At 37.6% G+C, this 20,091-nt stretch carries 20 protein-coding genes, 1 tRNA gene and 1 other annotated feature; of the genes, 3 read left to right on the top strand and 18 right to left on the bottom strand.

Features of this window, described 5'->3' with window-relative positions; genetic code table 11:
• Nucleotides 1–50: 50 nt before the first annotated feature.
• The 10 genes from ACFO3L_RS08655 to ACFO3L_RS08610 form a co-directional block, all read right to left on the bottom strand.
• Nucleotides 51–299 (bottom strand): Veg family protein, encoded by a 249-nt coding sequence (locus ACFO3L_RS08655; RefSeq protein WP_379966064.1) that lies wholly within the window; start codon nt 297–299, stop codon nt 51–53.
• 109 nt (nt 300–408) lie between these two features.
• The gene (locus tag ACFO3L_RS08650) at nt 409–951 is read right to left on the bottom strand and encodes a sigma factor (RefSeq protein WP_379966061.1); all 543 of its coding nucleotides are present in this window, start codon (nt 949–951) and stop codon (nt 409–411) included.
• An 86-nt stretch (nt 952–1,037) separates the two neighbouring features.
• Nucleotides 1,038–1,571, bottom strand: a complete 534-nt coding sequence (locus ACFO3L_RS08645) for an NYN domain-containing protein (protein ID WP_379966058.1) — start codon at nt 1,569–1,571, stop codon at nt 1,038–1,040.
• Nucleotides 1,568–2,440 carry a 23S rRNA (guanosine(2251)-2'-O)-methyltransferase RlmB gene (gene rlmB, locus ACFO3L_RS08640; RefSeq protein WP_379966055.1) on the bottom strand — a complete coding sequence of 291 codons (873 nt, stop codon included), beginning with the start codon at nt 2,438–2,440 and terminating at the stop codon, nt 1,568–1,570. Before rlmB ends, ACFO3L_RS08645 begins: the two co-directional genes overlap by 4 nt.
• 9 nt (nt 2,441–2,449) lie before the next feature.
• A complete protein-coding gene (locus ACFO3L_RS08635) occupies nt 2,450–2,836 on the bottom strand; it encodes a Mini-ribonuclease 3 (protein ID WP_379966052.1) in 387 nt (128 codons plus the stop codon).
• Nucleotides 2,833–4,242, bottom strand: coding sequence for a cysteine--tRNA ligase (cysS, locus tag ACFO3L_RS08630; protein WP_379966049.1), 1,410 nt, complete (start codon nt 4,240–4,242; stop codon nt 2,833–2,835). Before cysS ends, ACFO3L_RS08635 begins: the two co-directional genes overlap by 4 nt.
• Nucleotides 4,243–4,302: 60 nt before the next feature.
• Nucleotides 4,303–4,502, bottom strand: a binding site (T-box leader).
• 1 nt (nt 4,503) lies between these two features.
• Complete coding sequence (gene gltX, locus ACFO3L_RS08625) at nt 4,504–5,961, bottom strand: glutamate--tRNA ligase (RefSeq protein ID WP_379966046.1); 1,458 nt, start codon at nt 5,959–5,961, stop codon at nt 4,504–4,506.
• A gap of 116 nt (nt 5,962–6,077) precedes the next feature.
• Nucleotides 6,078–7,214 (bottom strand): PIN/TRAM domain-containing protein, encoded by a 1,137-nt coding sequence (locus tag ACFO3L_RS08620; protein ID WP_379966043.1) that lies wholly within the window; start codon nt 7,212–7,214, stop codon nt 6,078–6,080.
• Between the two features lie 624 nt (nt 7,215–7,838).
• Nucleotides 7,839–9,209 (bottom strand): DNA repair protein RadA, encoded by a 1,371-nt coding sequence (gene radA / locus ACFO3L_RS08615; protein ID WP_379966040.1) that lies wholly within the window; start codon nt 9,207–9,209, stop codon nt 7,839–7,841.
• Nucleotides 9,210–9,226: 17 nt separating this feature from the next.
• On the bottom strand, nt 9,227–9,733 hold the full coding sequence (locus tag ACFO3L_RS08610; protein WP_379966037.1) for a dCTP deaminase/dUTPase family protein: 507 nt from the start codon (nt 9,731–9,733) through the stop codon (nt 9,227–9,229).
• 194 nt (nt 9,734–9,927) lie between these two features.
• Here ACFO3L_RS08610 and proB point away from each other — a divergent pair, with 194 nt between their 5' ends.
• Both proB and ACFO3L_RS08600 read left to right on the top strand, forming a co-directional pair.
• A complete protein-coding gene (gene proB / locus ACFO3L_RS08605; protein ID WP_379966034.1) occupies nt 9,928–10,734 on the top strand; it encodes a glutamate 5-kinase in 807 nt (268 codons plus the stop codon).
• Complete coding sequence (locus ACFO3L_RS08600; protein ID WP_379966031.1) at nt 10,734–11,981, top strand: glutamate-5-semialdehyde dehydrogenase; 1,248 nt, start codon at nt 10,734–10,736, stop codon at nt 11,979–11,981. The genes proB and ACFO3L_RS08600 overlap by 1 nt, the downstream gene beginning before the upstream one ends.
• Nucleotides 11,982–12,032: 51 nt before the next feature.
• Here the strand turns inward: ACFO3L_RS08600 and ACFO3L_RS08595 are convergent, their stop codons facing one another.
• The gene (locus ACFO3L_RS08595; RefSeq protein WP_379966028.1) at nt 12,033–12,851 is read right to left on the bottom strand and encodes a ZIP family metal transporter; all 819 of its coding nucleotides are present in this window, start codon (nt 12,849–12,851) and stop codon (nt 12,033–12,035) included.
• A 202-nt stretch (nt 12,852–13,053) separates the two neighbouring features.
• Between ACFO3L_RS08595 and ACFO3L_RS08590 the strand changes: the two genes are divergently transcribed.
• Nucleotides 13,054–14,676: an ABC-F family ATP-binding cassette domain-containing protein gene (locus tag ACFO3L_RS08590; RefSeq protein WP_379966025.1), complete on the top strand. Its 1,623-nt coding sequence runs from the start codon at nt 13,054–13,056 to the stop codon at nt 14,674–14,676.
• 79 nt (nt 14,677–14,755) lie between these two features.
• On the opposite strand, the gene dnaB is transcribed toward ACFO3L_RS08590, so the two are convergent.
• The 7 genes from dnaB to ACFO3L_RS08555 form a co-directional block, all read right to left on the bottom strand.
• Nucleotides 14,756–16,126 carry a replicative DNA helicase gene (gene dnaB, locus ACFO3L_RS08585; RefSeq protein ID WP_379966022.1) on the bottom strand — a complete coding sequence of 457 codons (1,371 nt, stop codon included), beginning with the start codon at nt 16,124–16,126 and terminating at the stop codon, nt 14,756–14,758.
• 187 nt (nt 16,127–16,313) lie between these two features.
• A tRNA-Lys gene (locus tag ACFO3L_RS08580) sits at nt 16,314–16,386 on the bottom strand.
• A gap of 109 nt (nt 16,387–16,495) precedes the next feature.
• Nucleotides 16,496–16,948 (bottom strand): 50S ribosomal protein L9, encoded by a 453-nt coding sequence (gene rplI / locus ACFO3L_RS08575; protein ID WP_379966019.1) that lies wholly within the window; start codon nt 16,946–16,948, stop codon nt 16,496–16,498.
• Nucleotides 16,949–17,130: 182 nt separating this feature from the next.
• On the bottom strand, nt 17,131–17,370 hold the full coding sequence (gene rpsR / locus ACFO3L_RS08570) for a 30S ribosomal protein S18 (RefSeq protein WP_379966016.1): 240 nt from the start codon (nt 17,368–17,370) through the stop codon (nt 17,131–17,133).
• Nucleotides 17,371–17,393: 23 nt separating this feature from the next.
• Entirely contained in the window at nt 17,394–17,906 is a 513-nt protein-coding gene (gene ssb / locus ACFO3L_RS08565; RefSeq protein ID WP_379966013.1) for a single-stranded DNA-binding protein, read from the bottom strand.
• 42 nt (nt 17,907–17,948) lie between these two features.
• The gene (gene rpsF / locus ACFO3L_RS08560) at nt 17,949–18,248 is read right to left on the bottom strand and encodes a 30S ribosomal protein S6 (protein ID WP_379966010.1); all 300 of its coding nucleotides are present in this window, start codon (nt 18,246–18,248) and stop codon (nt 17,949–17,951) included.
• Between the two features lie 245 nt (nt 18,249–18,493).
• Nucleotides 18,494–20,089: a xylulokinase gene (locus ACFO3L_RS08555; protein WP_379966007.1), complete on the bottom strand. Its 1,596-nt coding sequence runs from the start codon at nt 20,087–20,089 to the stop codon at nt 18,494–18,496.
• Nucleotides 20,090–20,091: the final 2 nt, after the last annotated feature.

Here is a 20,091-nt window from a genome sequence, read left to right as displayed (position 1 = left end):
ATCTAAAAAAAAGAAGCCTCAGGAAAATCCTGCGCTTCTGATTTCATTATTTACATCAATTCTTCCCCGAAAAACTCAATCTCAACTGTTTTGGTTAAAACATCCGAGTAACTATAAGAAACACGTTCAAAAGAGTTTTCATTAGGATCTAAATCTACTACGAAGACAGACGGATAAGTCTCAGTTAAAATTCCTCGACGCTCTGTCTGACGTTTACGTCCGGTTTGGGCAACTAACATGATTTCGCTCCCAATTCGTCCTTCTAAATCTTTCTTAATCGTCGCTAACGTTGTTGGCATTGCGTTCACCTCACGGGTGTTATCATAACATATTTTACGGAAAATTTCAAGTTTATCATAAATTTATTTTGATTACAATTAGAATTCCCTCATTTTTTTCATATTATTCTTATTTGGTGTAAAACGAATCGATAATTTTTCGACGTGAGCGATTATAAGCACTAAATAAACTTTTACTTAATTCTTCAGTCGGTTTTTCTAAACACAAAGATAACGCTTCCAATTCTAAAGTAGATAAATTATTCTTGCTCTCTTCAAATACTTCTTGGACTAAAATTTGTTGAAGTGGATCTTGAGAATAGCTCGTATACTCACATAAATCTTCAAAGCCATCTGCCACTGTTTGCTCAAAAGAAACAGCGCCAATATTTGATTGGCGCTTATAGGCAAATTCACGTCGGATTAAACTACGAATACGATTTTCAAAAGCTCGTTTAAAAAATGAACCGAGTGAGGCTCCATGGTGTCTTTCAAACACACACAAACAGTCATAAAAAGTAATGAATCCTTCTTGCAGCCAGTCTTGTTCATCTAAATCACGTAAAAAATATTTTTTACGCAAGCCATACACGAGTGGCCAATATTGTCGATACAACTCTTCTAGTGCTTGTTCATCGCCTTGCTTTGCTGCCAAAATCAATTTTTCTTGCATAAAAAACGCCCCTTTTTTCATTGTTTGCTAAAAGGAGCGTAACATGTTCATTTATTAAATTTTCTCATTTAATGGGTCACTTTTTGTCATTTTCTTTTTTTATGACTCAATTCATCCAATTTTCCCTCTAAACGAGCAAGTTGTTCTTGATTCCAAGGTGAATTGCGTCGAAAGTGACTAAAATGGATTTCTTTACGATGGGTCTCAATATTTTTATCATTTTTTTCAACAAGTTTATATAACTCACGTGCTGATGTCCGTAACGCCCCTTGCGAGAAAATAACCCATTGTTCCGCTAAATCACTCGTAGCGACGGTGACTTGAGTGACAATATTGTTGCGCTCACCAGCCAATTTTTCGATATAACTATCGGCTGTCACCCCTTCTTCGGTAAAAATCACTTCGACTTGATGTTTACGATAACTTTGCGTAATTCCTGGCACAAGCTGTGCATCAAAAACGACAATAATTTCAATGCCTTCATATTTTCCGTAACTTGATAATCGTTTTAAAAGTTCTTCACGAGCCTCTTCTAAACGATCTTGATTTTTTAATCGAACGAGTTCTGGCCAAAAGCCAATCATATTATATCCATCCACGATTAATAAATCTTTTTTCATAGGTCACCGAAATTTCTCTGACGGAACACCTCATACATCAATAGGCTCGCTGCAACGGATGCATTTAAACTTTGAACATGACCGGTCATCGGAATCGTTAACATTTCATCGACTTCTTTTTTCAAACCTTCGCTCATGCCACTGCCCTCATTACCAATAATTAAAGCAATCGAGCCTTGAGCATTCCATTTATTGTAAGAAGTCCCTTGCATATCGGTGCCAAAAATCCAAAAACCTTGCTCTTTTAACTCTTTAATCGTTTGACTTAGATTCGTCACACGAGCGACAGGAACATGTTCAACAGCTCCTGTTGATGTTTTAACAACGACTGGTGTAATCCCTACAGAACGGTGTTTGGGAATAATAATTCCGTCAACACCTGAAGCATCTGCGGTTCGTAAAATTGATCCAAAATTATGTGGATCAGCTAAACGATCTAAAATCAGATAAAATGGATTTTCTTTTTTCTGTGCTAGTAAATCAGCTAGTGATAAATAATCATACGGTGTGATTGCCAAAACAACACCTTGATGCACAGCGTCTTGTGACATACTATCTAATTTCTGTTTTGGTACCCATTTTACTGGGACAGAAGCCGTTTGTGCTAACTCTTTTAAATCATTGATTTTATCGCCACGTGCATCTTCTAAAATAAATAATTTATTTCCGCGACCTTCTTTAATCGCTTCGGCAACTGCATGGTGCCCAAAGACAAAGTTCTCGGCAATTTCTTCTGCACTTTTATCATGTTTTGAATCTTGTTCTTGATAGGCATCTCGTGCTTTATTTTTTCGTTGAGGGGCTTCGTTTTTATTAAAATGACGTTTTTTCCCATCAAACTTTGGCGTGTTTTTTCTCATTTTAACCATCCTTTCTTTCTAAACTTCGGCGTGTTGAATACACCATTCTATTAGCTCTTCTAAGCGTTCTTTTTGTTCTGTGAGGTGTAAGTATCCCATTAGCGCTTCAAAGCCTGTTGACATGCGATACGTCTTAATATCGGTATTTTTAGCACTAGTTTGGCTTTTACTATTACGCCCACGACGGTAAAAATCTTCTTCTTCTTCGGTTAACATTTTTTCATCTAACATTTTTTGAATTAACATCGCTTGCGCTTTGGCTGAAACATAATGGGTTGCTAAACGATGCAATTGACTTGGTCGTGCTTGTCCCGTAGCCACAAGGTGCTGACGAATATAAATTTCATAAATCGCATCCCCTACATAAGCCAGTGCTAGACCATTTAATTGACGGTAATCTTTCATTTTTCTCTTCTCCAACGGGTTCCTTGTGGTGTATCTTCCAAGACAATCCCCTGTTCTTTAAATAAATCACGAATTTCATCACTACGAGCAAAGTTTCGCTCCGCACGTGCTTGGTTTCTTTCAGCAATCAAAGCTTCGACCTCGGCATCCACGAGTTCTTGTTGGAAATAAATACCAAAAATGCTTAACAGTTCACGATAATCAACTAAAACTTGTTCGATGACCGCACGAGAAACGACTGCTTCTTGCGCATAAATGTTTAACCATTTGGCCATCTCATATAAGATTGTCATACCATTGGCCGCATTAAAGTCATCATCCATCTCGGTTGTAAATTGTGTTAGTGATTGATTCCATTTTTCTAGTAATTCTACATCTTGATCCGTTGTTACTTGACTATCATTTAAACGAAAATCTAGATTTTCATAGGCAATACGTAAACGATTTAAATTCGTCTCGGCTTCTTTAAAGGTTACCTCACTATAACGCAATGGTCGACGATAATGCGTCGTTGCTAAGAAAAAGCGTAACACTTGTGGATCAACTTTTTGAACCATTTCATGAACCGTTACAAAGTTACCTAACGATTTACTCATTTTTTCCTCGTCTTCACCGATGGTTACAAATCCATTGTGCATCCAATAATTGGCAAACGTTTTGCCTGTTTTCGCTTCACTTTGTGCAATTTCATTTTCATGGTGTGGGAATTCTAAATCTTGACCACCACCATGAATATCAATGGTATCCCCTAAATGTTTCGTTGCCATAACTGAACATTCAATATGCCAGCCTGGTCGCCCCGCCCCCCAAGGTGCCTTCCATGAAATTTCACCTGGTTTGGCACTTTTCCATAAAGCAAAATCAAGTGGATCTTCTTTAATTTGTTGTTCGTTACCCATTCTTTGACTGGCACCTGTTTCCAATTCATCGATGGATTGATCACTTAATTGACCATACTTTTCAAACTTACGTGTTCGATAGTAAACATCACCTTGCGAAATATAGGCATAACCTTTTTCAATCAGCGCTTCGATAAATTCAATAATATCTGGAATATGATCCATTACTTTTGGATTAAAACAAGCCGGCTTTACTTCTAGAGCAGCCGTATCTTGATTAAAGGCCTCAATAAATTTTTGGGCAATTTCTGGTGCTGTTTTACCAACTTCTTGAGCGGTACGAATAATTTTATCATCAACATCGGTAAAATTTAAGACGTAATTGACCTTATAACCACGGTATTCTAAGTAACGACGAACCGTATCAAAAGCCACTGCACTACGACCATTACCGATATGAATGTAGTTATAAACTGTTGGACCACAAACATACATCCGAACCTTGCCTTCTTCAATGGGCTTAAATACTTCTTTTTGACGTGTCAGTGTGTTATAAATTTGAATCATCTTTCTTCCCCTTTCAACGGATTTGCAACGAAAAAGCGCCTTTCAAATAAGTTCCCTTATTCAAAAGACGCGTGCTTGGCGTGGTTCCACTTTTTTTCACAGAAAAATGTTTCTGCCTTTAACGCGTAACGTGCTTTTTCGTCTTTAGTTTTCACTAAAGCCACTCCCAGGTGCATTTCCTGTTTCTTTTTAATTGCTCTCAGCGGCCGCAATCTTCCTAAAAAAAAGAAATCAGTACTTCGTCTGTTCAATGTGTTTGTTTTATAAGACTTGATTTAAATGTGCTAACGCTTTTTCTTTTCCTAATAATTCAACCGTCTCTGGTAATTCTGGTCCATGTGTTTGACCTGAAACAGCGACACGAATTGGCATAAATAAGTTTTTACCTTTCACGCCAGTTTCTTTTTGAACAGCTTTAATCGCTGTTTTAACCGTTGCGGCTTCAACAACATCCATCGCTTCAAGTTGTGTTTTAAAAGCTGCTAAAACCGTTGGAACAGTTTCGCCTGCTAAGACTTCTTTAGCTGCTTCATCTAAAACAGGATGTTCTGCAAAGAATAAGCTTGATAGTTCTGTAATTTGAGCAGCAAAACTCATTTGTGGTTGGTATAAAGCCACAATTCGCTCAAACCATGCCTGTTTTTCGGCTGACAATTCAGCTTCCAATAAGCCCTCTTTTACAAGGTAAGGTAAGCACATTTCTGTTAATTGCGCTAATTCCATTTGTTTAATGTAATGGTTATTAATCCATTCTAATTTTTTACTATCAAAAGCTGCTGGTGATTTGCTTAAACGATTCGTATCAAACATTTTAATAAATTCTTCTTGCGAGAAGATTTCATCTTCCCCAACCGGTGACCAACCTAATAATGAAATAAAGTTGAACATCGCTTCTGGTAAATAACCAAGGTCACGATATTGTTCGATAAATTGTAAAATCGATTCATCACGTTTACTTAATTTTTTACCTGTTTCAGAATTGATAATTAGCGTCATATGACCAAATTCAGGGTAATTCCAGCCAAATGCTTCATAAATCATCATTTGTTTCGGTGTATTAGCGATATGATCATCCCCACGTAAAACGTGAGTAATTTTCATTTCGTGGTCATCAACCGTTACCGCAAAGTTATACGTTGGCATTCCATCACGTTTTAAAATAACAAAATCGCCACCGACATTGTCTGATTCAAAAACAATTTCACCTTTTACAAGGTCATTAAAACGGTATTCTACATTACGTGGTACGCGGAAGCGAATCACTGATTCCAGTCCTGCTGCTTCTTTAGCCGCTTGTTCTTCAACAGATAAATGGGCACACTTTCCACTGTAACGAGGAATTTCGCCCCGGCTACGTTGTGCTTCTCTTTCTGCTTCTAATTCTTCCTCTGTACAGTAACATTTATACGCACGATTGCTTGCTAATAATTGATCGATTAATGGCAAGTAAATTTCTTTTCTTTCTGATTGGCGATAAGGACCGTAAGCGCCTGGCTTATCTGGTGATTCGTCCCAATCAATGCCTAACCACGTTAAGTTTTCTAATTGGCTTTCTTCTCCATGGTCAATGTTACGTTTTTGGTCCGTATCTTCAATTCGAATAATAAACTCACCGTCGTGATGACGTGCAAATAAATAATTAAATAAAGCTGTTCGAGCATTTCCAATATGTAAATGCCCTGTTGGACTTGGTGCATAGCGCACGCGAATTTTTGTCATGTTCTTCATCCCTTTTATATAGGCTATTTTAGTCATCCGTTTATTTGAACAACTACTTGTCTAGAATTGTACATTTTATAAGAAGATTAGTAAAGTCTCGCTCATGATAAATCGACTTATTTGCCTTTTAATTCCTCTTCTTCCGATTTGGTAATCCCTCGGCGTGAATGTGATGGACGAGCAAAAATCATTCGACCTGCTGCCGTTTGTAAGGCACTTGTGACAACAACTGTTAATTTCTCATTCATATAGTGCTGACCATCTTCGACAACAATCATCGTACCATCATCTAGGTAGGCGACTCCTTGTTGACGTTCCGTTCCTGCTTTTACTACAACGACTTCCATCGTTTCACCTGGAATCACAACCGGTTTGACTGCATTGGCTAGTTCATTAATGTTTAAGACTGGGACATTTTGGAACTCGGCAACTTTGTTTAAATTATAATCATTCGTTACAACAACACCGTCGAGTAGTTTCGCTAATTTCAATAATTTACTATCAACTTCTGTAATTTCTTCAAAGTCACCTTCATACATTTCAACCGAGATGCCTTCTTCTTTTTGTAAGGAGTTCAAAATATCTAAACCACGACGACCACGTACTCGTTTTAAGTTATCACCCGAATCAGCGATATATTGTAATTCATAAAGGACAAAATTAGGAATTAAAATCGTTCCTTCTAAAAATCCTGTCTTAGCAATATCATAAATCCGGCCATCAATAATCACACTTGTATCTAAAATTTTATATTTATGAAAGTAATCATCAACTTTGCGCTCTAATATTTGTTGTTCATTTTGTTGCTCTTGTTTTTTATTTTTAGAGCTGAAAATTTTCATCCACTCTTCAACTCTTGTTGTCCCCATTTGAAAACCCAAATAACCAAAAAGCAACATTAAAATGACGGGAACAACACTATTTACAAAAGGCAAGTTCCAAGCGAAGAATGGAATCGAAATGATAACCCCTATTAATAGTCCGATAAGTGAACCGATTGCGCCAAATAAAATGAACGATAAACTCAATTCACCCAGCGCTTTCTCAATTTTTTTAATACCTGCTGAAATATAGTTCACGATTAATAACGAGAATAAAAAGAAAATAATTGCACCTAACAAACTGTTCGTTACTGTATTATTCAGCCACTGATTTGATTCATAACCCATTGCTGTCCAGGCAGCAGGCAATAATGAAATACCCAAGCTCGCGCCAGCTAAAATTAACAATGCGCGAATAATTCTTTTTTGCATAACCTAACCTCCTATTTTTTTGTTTTTTTTATTTATCTTTGTTCCTTAAGACTATCGGTAGAAGCAAATCTGGAACTTGCTTTCCAGATAATTACTTATAGTTCATCCTTAAACAATTTCTGTACAACCTCTAGATTAAACGGTGTACAGGAAGTAGTGATTCGGTAATAAGCCTGAATCTTTTCAAAAGTAAAAAAAACTTTTGAACGATTCTTTACTTATTACTCATCACTGGACACTTCCTGTACGACCTCTAGTTTAAACGGCATGTTTTGTGCTGGATCTCGGAGATAAGCTGACTTTCGAACAAAATCAAAAAACGATTTTTTCGTAAGCTTGTTTATCTCTCGATCCAGACCGCACAAAAAATAGCCTCTTTTACAAACGGTGTACAGGAAGTAGTGATTCGGTAATAAGCCTGAATCTTTTCAAAAGTAAAAAAAAACTTTTGAACGATTCTTTGCTTATTACTCATCACTGGACACTTCCTGTACGACCTCTAGTTTAAACGGCATGTTTTGTGCTGGATCTCGGAGATAAGCTGACTTTCGAAGAAAATCAAAAAACGATTTTTTCGTAAGTTTGCTTATCTCTCGATCCAGACCGCACAAAAAATAGCCTCTTTTACTTAAATACTTTTCTTAGTGCTTCTTCTAGTGTTGCAACAGGGATGACTTCGATATTTTTTGGTGGTGTCCAGTTGGCGAGATTGTTTTTTGGTACGTAAACTTTTTTGAATCCTAGTTTTTGGACTTCTTTGACTCGTTGTTCAATTGATGTCACTCGTCGAATCTCACCCGTCAAACCAATTTCACCAATAAAACATTCTGTTGGACTCGTACCTTTTTCGTAATAACTCGATGCCAAACTAATCGCCAAAGCTAAATCAATTGCGGGTTCATTCAATTTCACACCGCCGGCAGCTTTTAAATATGCATCTTGGTTTTGTAATAATAAACCGGCACGTTTTTCAAGCACGGCCATAATTAAGGAAACTCGATTAAAATCAAGTCCCGTTGTGGTTCGTTTGGCATTTCCAAACATTGTTGGAGTTACTAACGCTTGAATCTCGACTAAAATTGGGCGCGTGCCTTCCATTGCCACAACAATCGCCGAACCTGTTGCACCAGCTAAGCGCTCTTCTAAAAAGACTTGTGAAGGATTCGCAACTTCATGTAGACCGCCTTCACGCATTTCAAAAATACCAATTTCATTGGTTGAACCAAAACGATTTTTAACTGCCCTTAAAATCCGGAAGCTTTGATGTTGTTCTCCTTCAAAATATAAAACGGTATCCACCATGTGTTCTAACATTCTTGGACCAGCAATCGATCCTTCTTTCGTCACATGACCAACAATAAAAATTGCGATGCCATTTGTCTTCGCAATTTTTAATAACTCAGCCGTCGTCTCGCGAACTTGACTGACACTACCGGCTACACTGCTCACGTCTGGCTGTGTCATGGTTTGAATCGAGTCAATGATGACGTAACTTGGTTCTAACGATTCAATCGCTTTATGAATATCTTGCATGTCTGTCTCGGCATACAAATAAAATTCGTCTCTCGTCGCACCTAAGCGCTCGGCACGCATTTTAATTTGTTCGGCACTCTCCTCGCCAGAAACATAAAGTACTTTGCCACCTGTCGCAGCTAGTTGTTGCGAAACTTGTAGTAAGAGGGTTGATTTACCAATTCCTGGATCGCCACCAAGTAAAACCATCGAACCTGGGACAACCCCACCACCTAAGACCCGGTTGAGTTCATCTATTTTCGTTTTAACACGGGGCTCCTTACGAGCAACAACTTCATTTAAACGCATCGGCTGCATTTTTTTACCTGTTAGCGTTGTCCGACTACGGCGATCGGTTGTATCTTGTATTTTTTCTTCAACTAGTGAGTTCCAACTATTACAATTTGGACATTTTCCCAAATAACGTGGTGAAATGTAACCACAATGTTGACACTCAAATTGTGTTTTTGCTTTTTTTGCCAATATTGTCCTCCTACTTTTTAAATGACATCCGAAGAACCGAAACCACCTGTTCGTTCAGTTAAACTTTGATCTTGATCGGCTTTTAAAAACGGTAAGAAAATTCCTTGTCCGATTTTCTCCCCTTTTTTAATTGTTAAATCAGTCAAACCAAAGTTTGTAAACTGAAACATAATATGTCCTTCGTTTCCTGGATTATCGTAATAATCGCTATCAATAACTCCAATACCGTTTGATAAAACCAAAAAACGTTTTAATGGATTACTCGAGCGATTGGCTAATTGTAAAAATTCTTCTTCACCCATATAAGCTTTAATTCCGGTTGGTACAAGGACCGGTTTAATTTTTTTTGCGACTTGTTGATCGGTACCTACTCGACGACTTAACCACTGTTTCCAAATACTTGGAATCGTTACATCTGCAGCTGCTTCAAAATCATAACCCGCTGCTTGATGGGTTGCTCTTTGAGGAATATTAATTCCTTGTCCTTCATAACTTGTAATTACTTCAAATCCACGTATTTTCATGTTCATCCTCCAAAAAATGCTATTCTTATTTTAACATATTTTCCCTAAAAGGTAGAATTAGAATCAAAATTGTTCGGTTCTTTACAAATTTTTAGATAATTCAAACATCTGGCGAATAAAACATGACGAAATCACATTTTACGAGTACAATAGGACAAAGTCTTGAAATCCATTATTAAATATGAGGTGAAGAAATGCGTCAATCGTTAAAAAATGCAAAACGTTTAGTTATAAAAGTCGGAACAAGTTCACTGATTCATCCAAACGGTACGATTAATCTATCGGCTGTTGATGAGTTGGCTTTTGTTTTAACAGACTTAAAAAACCAAGGAAAAGAAGTCATTTTAGTTTCATCCGGTGCGATCGGTGTCGGTATGCATCAGTTGAATTTAGCGAAACGACCCACCTCAATTCCTGAACAACAAGCGGTGGCCGCTGTGGGCCAAGCTGCTTTAATGAACATTTATGCGCAACGCTTTATGAGCTATAGTCAACAAACTGCACAAATTCTGCTAACACGCGATGTTATCGAATACCCTGAAAGCCGTAAAAACGTTATTAATACCTTAGAGCAATTGCTTGATATGGGAATTATTCCAATTATTAATGAAAATGATACCGTTGCAATTGATGAACTGGACCATTCAACCAAATTTGGTGATAACGACCAACTTTCTGCCATTGTGTCGCAGTTAATTCAATCTGAAGTACTGATTATGCTTTCTGATATTGACGGGTTTTACTCGGCTAATCCAACAACGAATCCTAGTGCCACTTTATATTCACAGATTCATGAAATTAACGATGAATTAATGGCCCAAGGAACCGGACCAGGGAGTGCTTTTGGGACGGGGGGCATGAGTAGTAAATTGAAAGCTGCCAAGCGAATTTTCTCATTCGATAGTAGCATGGTCCTTGCAAACGGTAAACGACCAAAAATTATTTTTGATATTTTAAATGGTGATGACATTGGTACGTTCTTTAAAAAGGAGGAAAATTAATGAGTGATTTAGTTTTATTTGGACAACAGGCGAAAGCTGCAAGTCAAAAACTCGCCCTTTTAGATACGACACATAAGAATCAACTACTTGAAAAAATGGCTGACGCGATTGAAAAAAATAGTCAACTTATTTTAAATGCTAATGCTAAAGATCTTGCAAAAGCTAAAGAAAATGGCATTACCGATGCCCTACTTGACCGTTTACGACTGACTAAAGAGCGGGTTATAGAAATGGCTGAGGGAATGCGCCAAGTAGCCACACTACCTGATCCAATTGGAGAAGTTGAAAAAATGTGGAAAAATGCGGATGGTCTAATGATTGGCCAACAACGCGTACCGCTGGGCGTGATTGGAATTATTTATGAATCCCGTCCAAACGTTACGACCGATGCAGCAAGTCTGTGTTTTAAAACCGGAAACGCGGTTATTTTACGTGGTGGAAAAGAAGCAATTCATTCAAATCAACAGCTTGTAAAAATTTTACAAGAAACATTAGAAGCCAATCACTTTGATTCCTTTGCCATTCAATTAATTGCGGACCCTTCTTATGAGGTTGCCAATGAATTTATGCGCCTAAATGACTACCTAGACGTCTTAATTCCTCGCGGTGGTGCCGGCCTAATTCGTCGCGTCAAAGAATCAGCGACTGTGCCTGTCATTGAAACCGGAACGGGCAACAATCATATTTATATTGATGAAGATATTGATTTACAAATGGCATTAGATATTACGTTTAATGCTAAAGTTCAACGTCCTTCTGTCTGTAATGCAGTCGAAACCATTTTAGTTCATGAAGCAGTAGCCCCTGTTTTCTTATCTGAACTTGAAAAATTACTCGTACCAGAAGGTGTTCAACTTTTTGCTGATAAACAAGCCAAAGCTTATTTAAAATCGGCTGAACTCGCGACTGAACTTGATTGGGAAACTGAATATTTAGATTTAATGTTAGCTATTAAAGTCGTTCATTCTCTAGATGAAGCAATGGAACATATTCGTCATTATGGGACCAAACATTCCGAAGCAATTGTCACAAATAATTATTTTGCGACACAACGTTTCTTAAACGAAGTGGACGCTGCCGCAGTTTACGTCAATGCGTCGACTCGTTTTACTGATGGTTTCATGTTTGGTTTTGGTGCTGAAATTGGAATTTCTACGCAAAAACTGCATGCGCGCGGTCCAATGGGCTTAAATGAATTAACTTCTACGAAATACATTGTTTATGGCAATGGACAAGTAAGAAAATAAGAAAAAACTTGTCTCGAAAATCACTATCGATTTTCGAGACAAGTTTCTTTTTTATCCTAACGCTACGTCTAACATCATCATAATAATGAAGCCTAACATCGTACCAAAAACACCAAAATGGCGATGTCCTTCATTCGTCATCCGAGCTTCTGGGATTAATTCTTCTACTACAACATAAATCATCGCACCAGCTGCAAACGCTAACGCATAAGGTAAAATGGGTGTCATTCTAACGACAAGCAAAGCGCCAAGAACTCCTGCAATAGGTTCAACTAAACCTGAAGCTTGTCCATGGAAAAAAGCTTTTCCTCGACTCAGACCTTCTTGTTGTAAAGGAATCGAAACAGCTGCTCCTTCTGGGAAATTTTGAATCCCAATCCCTATTGCTAGTGATAGCGCCCCTAAAACGGCCACTCGTGGGTCATCTGCACTTGCAGCTGCACCGAAAGCCACACCGACTGCTAACCCTTCTGGAATGTTATGCAAAGTAATGGAAAAAACTAATAATGCCGTCCGTTTAAAGTGACTAGGAATTCCTTCTTCTTTTTGATTGGGTCCGAAATGAATATGCGGTAAAATTTTATCCGCTGCATACAAGAAAAGCCCACCCAATCCAAAACCAATACTAACTACAAGCCATGAAATACTACCATTTTCCTCTGCTTTAGCAATCGCTGGATCAAGCAGTGACCAAAAACTCGCAGCAATCATCACACCTGAAGCAAAACCAAGCATCAAACTTAGAACGTTGCGATTAATTTTTTTAAAGAAAAAAACCAATCCAGCTCCTAATGCCGTCATAAAATAAGTAAAAGCAGTACCAACTAGCGCCTGTTGCCACGGTGCTAGTTCCATTATCCAATCAACCATCTGATCTCTTCCCTCCCAAAGTAACATTGACTATTTAATACTTGTATCATATCACATTTATTGCTTGTCGTGAAATATTTTTAGGCTTGCCGAATCTTTTGTAAAAATAAGAGGTCTTCTAGTGATATACTTGATAATTCTAACTATTCCTACTATAATGCATAGAGACCTTTGTCAATAAAAATTAAAGTGAGGAAAAGAATTGATTACAGTAAGTGATGTTAGTTTGCATTTTTCAGATCGCAAACTTTTTGATGATGTAAATATTAAATTTACCCCTGGAAATTGTTATGGTTTGATCGGTGCAAATGGAGCTGGTAAATCAACTTTCTTAAAAATTTTATCTGGTGAAATTTCGCCTTCAACAGGAAATGTTACATTGGGTCCTGATGAACGTTTAGCCATTTTAAAACAAAACCATTTTGACTATGAAGAATTTAGTGTCCTTGAGACAGTTATTATGGGACATAAACGTCTATATGACGTCATGAAAGAAAAAGATGCCATTTATATGAAAGAAGACTTCAGCGATGAAGACGGCATTCGTGCTGCTGAGCTTGAAGGCGAATTTGCAGAACTTGATGGTTGGGAAGCAGAACCCCAAGCAGCAATGTTGTTGCAAGGATTAAATCTATCTGAAGATTTACACCACCTACAAATGAGTGAGTTAAATGCCGGCCAAAAAGTTAAAGTTTTACTTGCCCAAGCACTATTTGGTAAACCTGACGTGCTTTTACTTGATGAGCCGACCAACGGATTGGATATTCAATCGATTGCTTGGTTAGAAGAATTTTTAATTAACTTTGAAAATACCGTGATTGTCGTTTCCCATGACCGTCACTTCTTAAACAAAGTATGTACACACATGGCTGACCTAGACTTCGGGAAAATCCAACTATTTGTTGGGAACTACGATTTCTGGTTAGAATCAAGCCAATTAGCTGCTCGTTTACAGTCACAACAAAATGCTAAAAAAGAAGAACAAATTAAAGAGTTACAAGACTTTATCGCACGTTTTAGTGCCAATGCTTCAAAATCCAAACAAGCAACATCACGTAAGAAAATGTTAGATAAGATTACTTTAGACGATATTAAACCATCTTCTCGCCGTTACCCATTCGTTGGTTTTAAACCAGAACGTGAAATTGGAAATGACGTCGTGCAAGTTGACAATGTTAGTGTAACAATCGATGGAAAGAAAATCCTCGATAAAATTTCATTTACTTTAGGTCGCGAAGATAAAGTTGCCTTCTTAGCAAATGATGATATTACTACAACGACGTTATTTAAAGTCTTGATGGGTGAAATTACGCCAGACGAAGGTACTGTTCGTTGGGGTGTAACAACTAGCCAATCTTACTTACCAAAAGACCCTAGTGCGGAATTTGATAATGAATTAACCATTGTCGACTGGTTACGTCAATATGCCAATAAAGAAGAAGATGACAACACGTTCTTACGTAGCTTCTTAGGACGCATGTTATTTTCTGGCGATGAAGTAATGAAAAAAGTTAAGGTTTTGTCTGGGGGCGAAAAAGTTCGTTGTATGTTATCTAAAAACATGCTTTCTAAAGCCAATGTACTCGTTTTAGACGATCCAACAAACCATTTAGACCTTGAATCAATTACCGCCTTAAACGATGGTTTAATCGCGTTCAACGGTGTTTTACTCTTTGCTTCCCATGACCATCAGTTTATTCAAACAATTGCTAATCGCATTATCACTGTTTCAAATAATGGACTAGTCGATCGTGCCGATACAACTTACGATGAATTCTTAGAAAACCAAGATGTACAAGCTCGTGTTGCAGCCCTGTACAACTAAACGAAACAATCAAAAACACGTTAGCCAGTACAAAAGGCTAACGTGTTTTTTTACTCTATCTAGGGAAGGAAATGATACTCTAACCAAATTCTTCTCTTGGTGAAAGGGAGGAAAATTTGTTGTATTCTTTAATAAATAATAACTCGACCGTTCCACGTGCCCCGCTACGGTTTTTCTCGATGATAACTTCAATCACGTTGTCATTTTTTGGTTCTTCACGATCTTCGTCTTCGCCGCCTTCTCGTTCATAATAGTCATCACGATATAAGAAGGCTACAATATCCGCATCTTGCTCAATCGAACCAGATTCACGGATATCACTTAAAACAGGCCGCTTATCTTGTCGTTGCTCCACTCCACGCGAGAGCTGTGACAAAGCAATTACAGGTACTTTTAATTCCTTTGCTAATTTTTTTAATTGACGCGAAATTTCAGAAACTTCTTGCTGACGATTCTCACGACCGGTTCCCTCAATTAATTGCAGATAATCAATTAAAATTAACCCCAATCCGCCTTGCTCCTGAGCTAATTTTCGACACCTCGCACGAATTTCAGAAATTTTAATTCCGGCAGTATCATCAATAAAAATATTCGCTCGAGATAAACTTCCCATCGCAACAATTAAGTTGCGCCATTCTTCTTCATTCAACTGACCGGTTCTAAGATGACTTGCCTCAATCGATCCTTCCGCACAAAGCATCCGGTTAACTAATGATTCCGCCCCCATCTCTAAACTAAAAATGGCGACTGATTGATCCGTTTTCGTTCCAACATTTTGTGCAATATTTAAAGCAAAGGCTGTTTTACCCACGGCTGGACGAGCCGCTAAAATAATGAGCTCTTCTTTTTGTAGACCAGCTGTCATCTTATCTAGTGCTTGATAACCAGTTGGTAAACCAGTAATCTCTTCATTGTTTTGTGCCAGACGATCGATGGTTTCAATCGTATTATTTAAAACATCAGCAATTGATTGGAAACCTGTACTATTTCGTTTTTCGGATACTTCTAAAATGCTTCTTTCTGCTTCATCAACAATATTTTGAACGTCATCGCCTTGTTCAAAACTTTTTGTCACAATTTGATTAGCCGTTTGAATTAACTGACGTAAAACAAATTTATCGTCAACTATTTTTGCGTAATACGCAACACTCGCTGAAGAAGGCGTTGCCTGGCTTAGCTCGACTAAATAACTAATCCCTCCTACATCTTCTAAAGAGTTGCTACGTTCAATTTCAGACTTCAATGTAATCACATCAATTGCTTCACTACGATCATTTAGTTGAACCATACTTTGAAAAATAATTTGATGGCTACGACGATAGAAAGACCGAGAATCGATGATTTCCATTGCATCAATCAATGTGTCACTATCAAGAAAAATCGCACCTAATACGGCTTGTTCTGCTTCTATATCTTGCGGCGGTATCTTATCTTGCCAAACTTCATTCATGCTTTTCGCTCCTAATCGATTCATTCCTTACTATTCTACTAAAAATCATGTCAAATCACAATTGACAACAAAATAAGATTTCTTTAACTCTCGCATTTGAGAAAAGTACAGACAACTAAAAGAGATAGCTCAAACGTTCAAAATGCTTGCACACCAACGTTTAGCTATCTCCTTGAATTATCTTTTATGGGCTGTGAGGGGCTCGAACCCGCGACCCGATGATTAAGAGTCATCTGCTCTACCAACTGAGCTAACAACCCATTCCTAATAACTCTATGGTAACGCTGATTGATTTGAAAATCAAGTTTTTTTCAAAAAAAGAAGCGAACGTTTTTTTGGACGTTCGCTCAATGTTTGGCTAATAAAAAATTAACCTTCGATTACTTTAACTTTGATTTTTGCTGTTACTTCGTGGTGGAGTTTAGCTGGAACTTCCATTGTTCCTAAACCACGAATCGGTTGTTTCAAATCTAACTTACGTTTATCTACTTTGATCTTATATTGTTTCTCTAAAGCGTCAGTAATTTGTTTTGAAGGAATCGAACCAAACAAACGTCCATCTTCACCGGCTTTTGCTTTAATTTCAACGATGGTGTCTTCGGCTTCGATTATTTCTTTTAGATTTTTTGATTCTTGTAAGATTTCAGCATCTTGTTTCGCTTTTGCTTTTTTCTTACCAGCAACTTCTGCTAGACTTTCTTTCGTTGCTTCTTTTGCTAATTTGTTTTTGATTAAGTAATTTTGCGCGTAGCCTGAAGGGACTTCTTTTACTTCGCCTTTTTTACCTTTACCTTTAACGTCTTCTAAAAAAATAACTTTCATATAATCGCTCCTTTTTCTTTTGTAAGCTTCTGTCTCTTATTAAAAACTATTTTTGACTACTTTTCAAGGTTTCATGACTGATTCCCTTGAGACAATGTCTATGCGACTTCTATTTTAGCATAGTTTTGTTACTTACTTTAATTAAAACAAAAAGGACCCCACCTAAGTGAGATCCCTAATAATTAACCTTCTTCGCCTACGAATGGAAGTAATCCCATGATACGCGCGCGTTTAATTGCTACAGTTAATTTGCGTTGGTTTTTCGCTCCTGTACCAGTTACACGACGTGGCAAGATTTTTCCACGTTCTGAAATAAATCTTTTTAAAAGTTCAACGTCTTTATAGTCAACGTGTTCAATATGGTTTGCTGCAAGGTAGTCTACTTTACGACGTTTGCGTCCGCCTCTTCTTTGTTGTGCCATCCTATTTCCCTCCTATCAATTTCTTAGAATGGTAAATCATCGTCTGAAATGTCAATTGATGAACCACCGAACGGATCCGATGTGTCTCGATCAAAATTAGGCATTCCGTTTGTTGGAGAAGTTTGATTTTGGTTTTGATTGTAGCTGTTGTTTCCAAAGCTTGGTTGATTCGAATTAAAATCATCACTTGGTGCTGAACGACGTTGTTCATTTACTGTACGCGACTCTAATAATTGGAAGTTTTCTGCTACAACTTCCGTAACATAAACTCGTTGACCTTGTTGATTGTCATAGTTTCTTGTTTGTATACGGCCAGTCACCCCAATTAGTGACCCTTTTTTAGCATAGTTTGCTAACGTCTCAGCTGACTTACGCCAGATGACACAATTAATAAAATCGGCCTCACGTTCGCCACTTTGACTAGTGAAGTTACGATTAACTGCTAGTGTAAAAGTTGCTACCGCTGTACCACTTGAAGTATAACGCAAATCAGGATCTTTTGTTAATCGACCTACTAATACAACATTATTAATCAAAATAAATCATTCCTCTCATCGTTTTGTTTCACGTGAAACAATTTATGCTTCTTCTCTGACAATCATGTGACGGATAATATCGTCATTGATTTTTGCTAAACGGTCAAATTCATTAACCGCATTTGCATCTGAAGGAGCAGAAATCTTAACGATGTGATAGATACCTTCACGGAATCCGTTGATTTCATACGCTAGACGGCGTTTTTCCCAAACTTTAGACTCGATAACTTCTGCACCGTTGTCTTTTAAGATTGTATCGAAACGTTCGACTAAAGCAGTTTTTGCTTCTTCATCAATGTTAGGACGAATGATATATAAAATTTCATATTTCGCGTTTTCCATTGATTTTTCACCTCCCTATGGTCTTAGGCTCCCTTACTTTTAAAGGAGCAGAGAAAGTGGCCATAAATGACTACTCACGGAAAATAATTATACACACATTCTACTTGATTTGCAAGTATTTTACTAAATCACCCGCATATTTTTGTCGTCACCAGTTACTTACGCAAGATTCGTTAATTTTTTTCCACTAGATTTTTTTAATTTCGAACAAAAAAAGAGATGGCTACACCATCCCTTTTACATGATTAGATATAACGGCTAGCTTGTTGAGCTAGTGGTAAAGCTTGTTGATATTGTTCAAAATAAGCTAAATAACCTTCTCTTTCATTCTTACCTACTGTAATCACTTTTTCTTCCAATGCTTCAAAAACAAATTTTGCTAAATACTCTGGCAATGTCATACCTTGTTCAGCGTAAGTTAGATAATCGGCTAAGAGCGCAATTCCCCAAGCACCGCCTTCTCCCGCTGTGTTCATGACTGAAACGGGTTTGTCTAAAACCGTTGCTAAGGCCTTTTGGGCTATTGCTTCTGTTTTGAATAGACCACCATGAGCAAAAACTTTATCAATCGCTACTTTTTCTTTGGTCGTTAAAATATTCATTCCTAAAGATAAAACAGAAAACGACGAGAACAAGTGGCTTTGCATAAAATTAGCTAAGTTAAAATCTGCATTTGGATGGAAAAGCATTAATGGTCTCCCATCGATGACACCACTTAATGGTTCACCTGAATAATAACCATAATTCAGGAGTCCTCCTGCGTCCGGGGCCGCATTTAATGAATGGGTAAATAACTTTTCATAAAGTTCTTCTTTTGTCACTTCATAACCCATTAATTTTGCAAATTCATCAAAAATACGAATCCAGTTATTGATGTCGGTAGAGCAATTATTACCGTGAACCATCGCAACCATCGAACCGTCTGGTGTCGTAACAATATCAATTTCTGGATAAACATTCTTCAATGCCTGTTCCAAAACAAACATTGCAAAAATCGAAGTTCCTGCCGAGACGTTTCCTTGCTTTTGAGAAATCGTATTCGTCGCAACCATTCCCGTTCCAGCATCGCCTTCTGGTGGACATAAAGGAATACCCGCTTCAAGCTGCCCTAAAGTATCGAGTCGCTTGGCACCCTCTTCAGTTAAATATCCACCTAACTCACCGGCTAATAGTACTTTTGGTAAAATAGCCTCAATTTTATTCGAAAGATTTTTTTCTGCAAGTAATTCATCCATACGAGAAAGCATTTTCTCATCATAATTATGTGTTTGATCATTAATTGGAAACATCCCAGAAGCATCGCCGACACCTAAAACTTTCTTACCGGTTAATTGCCAGTGAATATAGCCAGAGAGTGTAGTCATAAATGCAACGTTTGATACATGAGTCTCATTATTCAGGACTGCTTGATAAAAATGCGCAATACTCCAACGCTCAGGAATGTTGTAATTGAATTCTTTCGTTAAATAATTGGCTGCTTCTGAGGAAATGCAATTCCGCCACGTTCGAAATGGAACAAGTAACTGATCACCTTCATCAAAAACTAAATAACCATGCATCATCGCACTAATTCCAAGTGCTTTTAAGTTTCTTAAAGGAACTTGATACGTCATTTGAACATTTTGAACTAAGTCAGCATAAGATTTTTGTAATCCTTCCCAAATATCATTGATGGCATAGGTCCATATGCCATCAACTAATTGGTTCTGCCACTCAAATTCACCCGATATAAAAGGCGTTTTACTTTCATCAATTAGACAACACTTGATACGGGTCGAGCCTAACTCAATTCCTAAGACTGCTTTGCCATCTTCAATGATTGCTTTATGATTATTCGTCATAA

The sequence above is a fragment of the Enterococcus eurekensis genome (genome assembly GCF_042654605.1).
Classification (GTDB): Bacteria; Bacillota; Bacilli; order Lactobacillales; family Enterococcaceae; genus Enterococcus_I; species Enterococcus_I eurekensis.
The sequence above is the reverse complement of the archived record's forward strand: the minus strand, read 5'-3'. Positions and strand labels throughout refer to the sequence as shown.

Excerpts from the sequence above, each read along its gene's own strand:
- ACFO3L_RS08620 (WP_379966043.1), bottom strand. The coding sequence starts at position 7,214 with ATGCAAAAAAGAATTATTCGCGCATTGTTAATTTTAGCTGGCGCGAGC.
- ACFO3L_RS08610 (WP_379966037.1), bottom strand. The coding sequence starts at position 9,733 with ATGAAAATACGTGGATTTGAAGTAATTACAAGTTATGAAGGACAAGGA.
- rlmB (WP_379966055.1), bottom strand. The coding sequence starts at position 2,440 with ATGGTTAAAATGAGAAAAAACACGCCAAAGTTTGATGGGAAAAAACGT.
- ACFO3L_RS08645 (WP_379966058.1), bottom strand. The coding sequence starts at position 1,571 with ATGAAAAAAGATTTATTAATCGTGGATGGATATAATATGATTGGCTTT.
- gltX (WP_379966046.1), bottom strand. The coding sequence starts at position 5,961 with ATGACAAAAATTCGCGTGCGCTATGCACCAAGTCCAACAGGGCATTTA.
- ACFO3L_RS08655 (WP_379966064.1), bottom strand. The coding sequence starts at position 299 with ATGCCAACAACGTTAGCGACGATTAAGAAAGATTTAGAAGGACGAATT.
- rpsF (WP_379966010.1), bottom strand. The coding sequence starts at position 18,248 with ATGGAAAACGCGAAATATGAAATTTTATATATCATTCGTCCTAACATT.
- ACFO3L_RS08555 (WP_379966007.1), bottom strand. The coding sequence starts at position 20,089 with ATGACGAATAATCATAAAGCAATCATTGAAGATGGCAAAGCAGTCTTA.
- ACFO3L_RS08600 (WP_379966031.1), top strand. The coding sequence starts at position 10,734 with ATGAGTGATTTAGTTTTATTTGGACAACAGGCGAAAGCTGCAAGTCAA.
- ACFO3L_RS08650 (WP_379966061.1), bottom strand. The coding sequence starts at position 951 with ATGCAAGAAAAATTGATTTTGGCAGCAAAGCAAGGCGATGAACAAGCA.
- ACFO3L_RS08595 (WP_379966028.1), bottom strand. The coding sequence starts at position 12,851 with ATGGTTGATTGGATAATGGAACTAGCACCGTGGCAACAGGCGCTAGTT.
- cysS (WP_379966049.1), bottom strand. The coding sequence starts at position 4,242 with ATGATTCAAATTTATAACACACTGACACGTCAAAAAGAAGTATTTAAG.
- rpsR (WP_379966016.1), bottom strand. The coding sequence starts at position 17,370 with ATGGCACAACAAAGAAGAGGCGGACGCAAACGTCGTAAAGTAGACTAC.
- ACFO3L_RS08635 (WP_379966052.1), bottom strand. The coding sequence starts at position 2,836 with ATGAAAGATTACCGTCAATTAAATGGTCTAGCACTGGCTTATGTAGGG.
- dnaB (WP_379966022.1), bottom strand. The coding sequence starts at position 16,126 with ATGAATGAAGTTTGGCAAGATAAGATACCGCCGCAAGATATAGAAGCA.
- rplI (WP_379966019.1), bottom strand. The coding sequence starts at position 16,948 with ATGAAAGTTATTTTTTTAGAAGACGTTAAAGGTAAAGGTAAAAAAGGC.
- proB (WP_379966034.1), top strand. The coding sequence starts at position 9,928 with ATGCGTCAATCGTTAAAAAATGCAAAACGTTTAGTTATAAAAGTCGGA.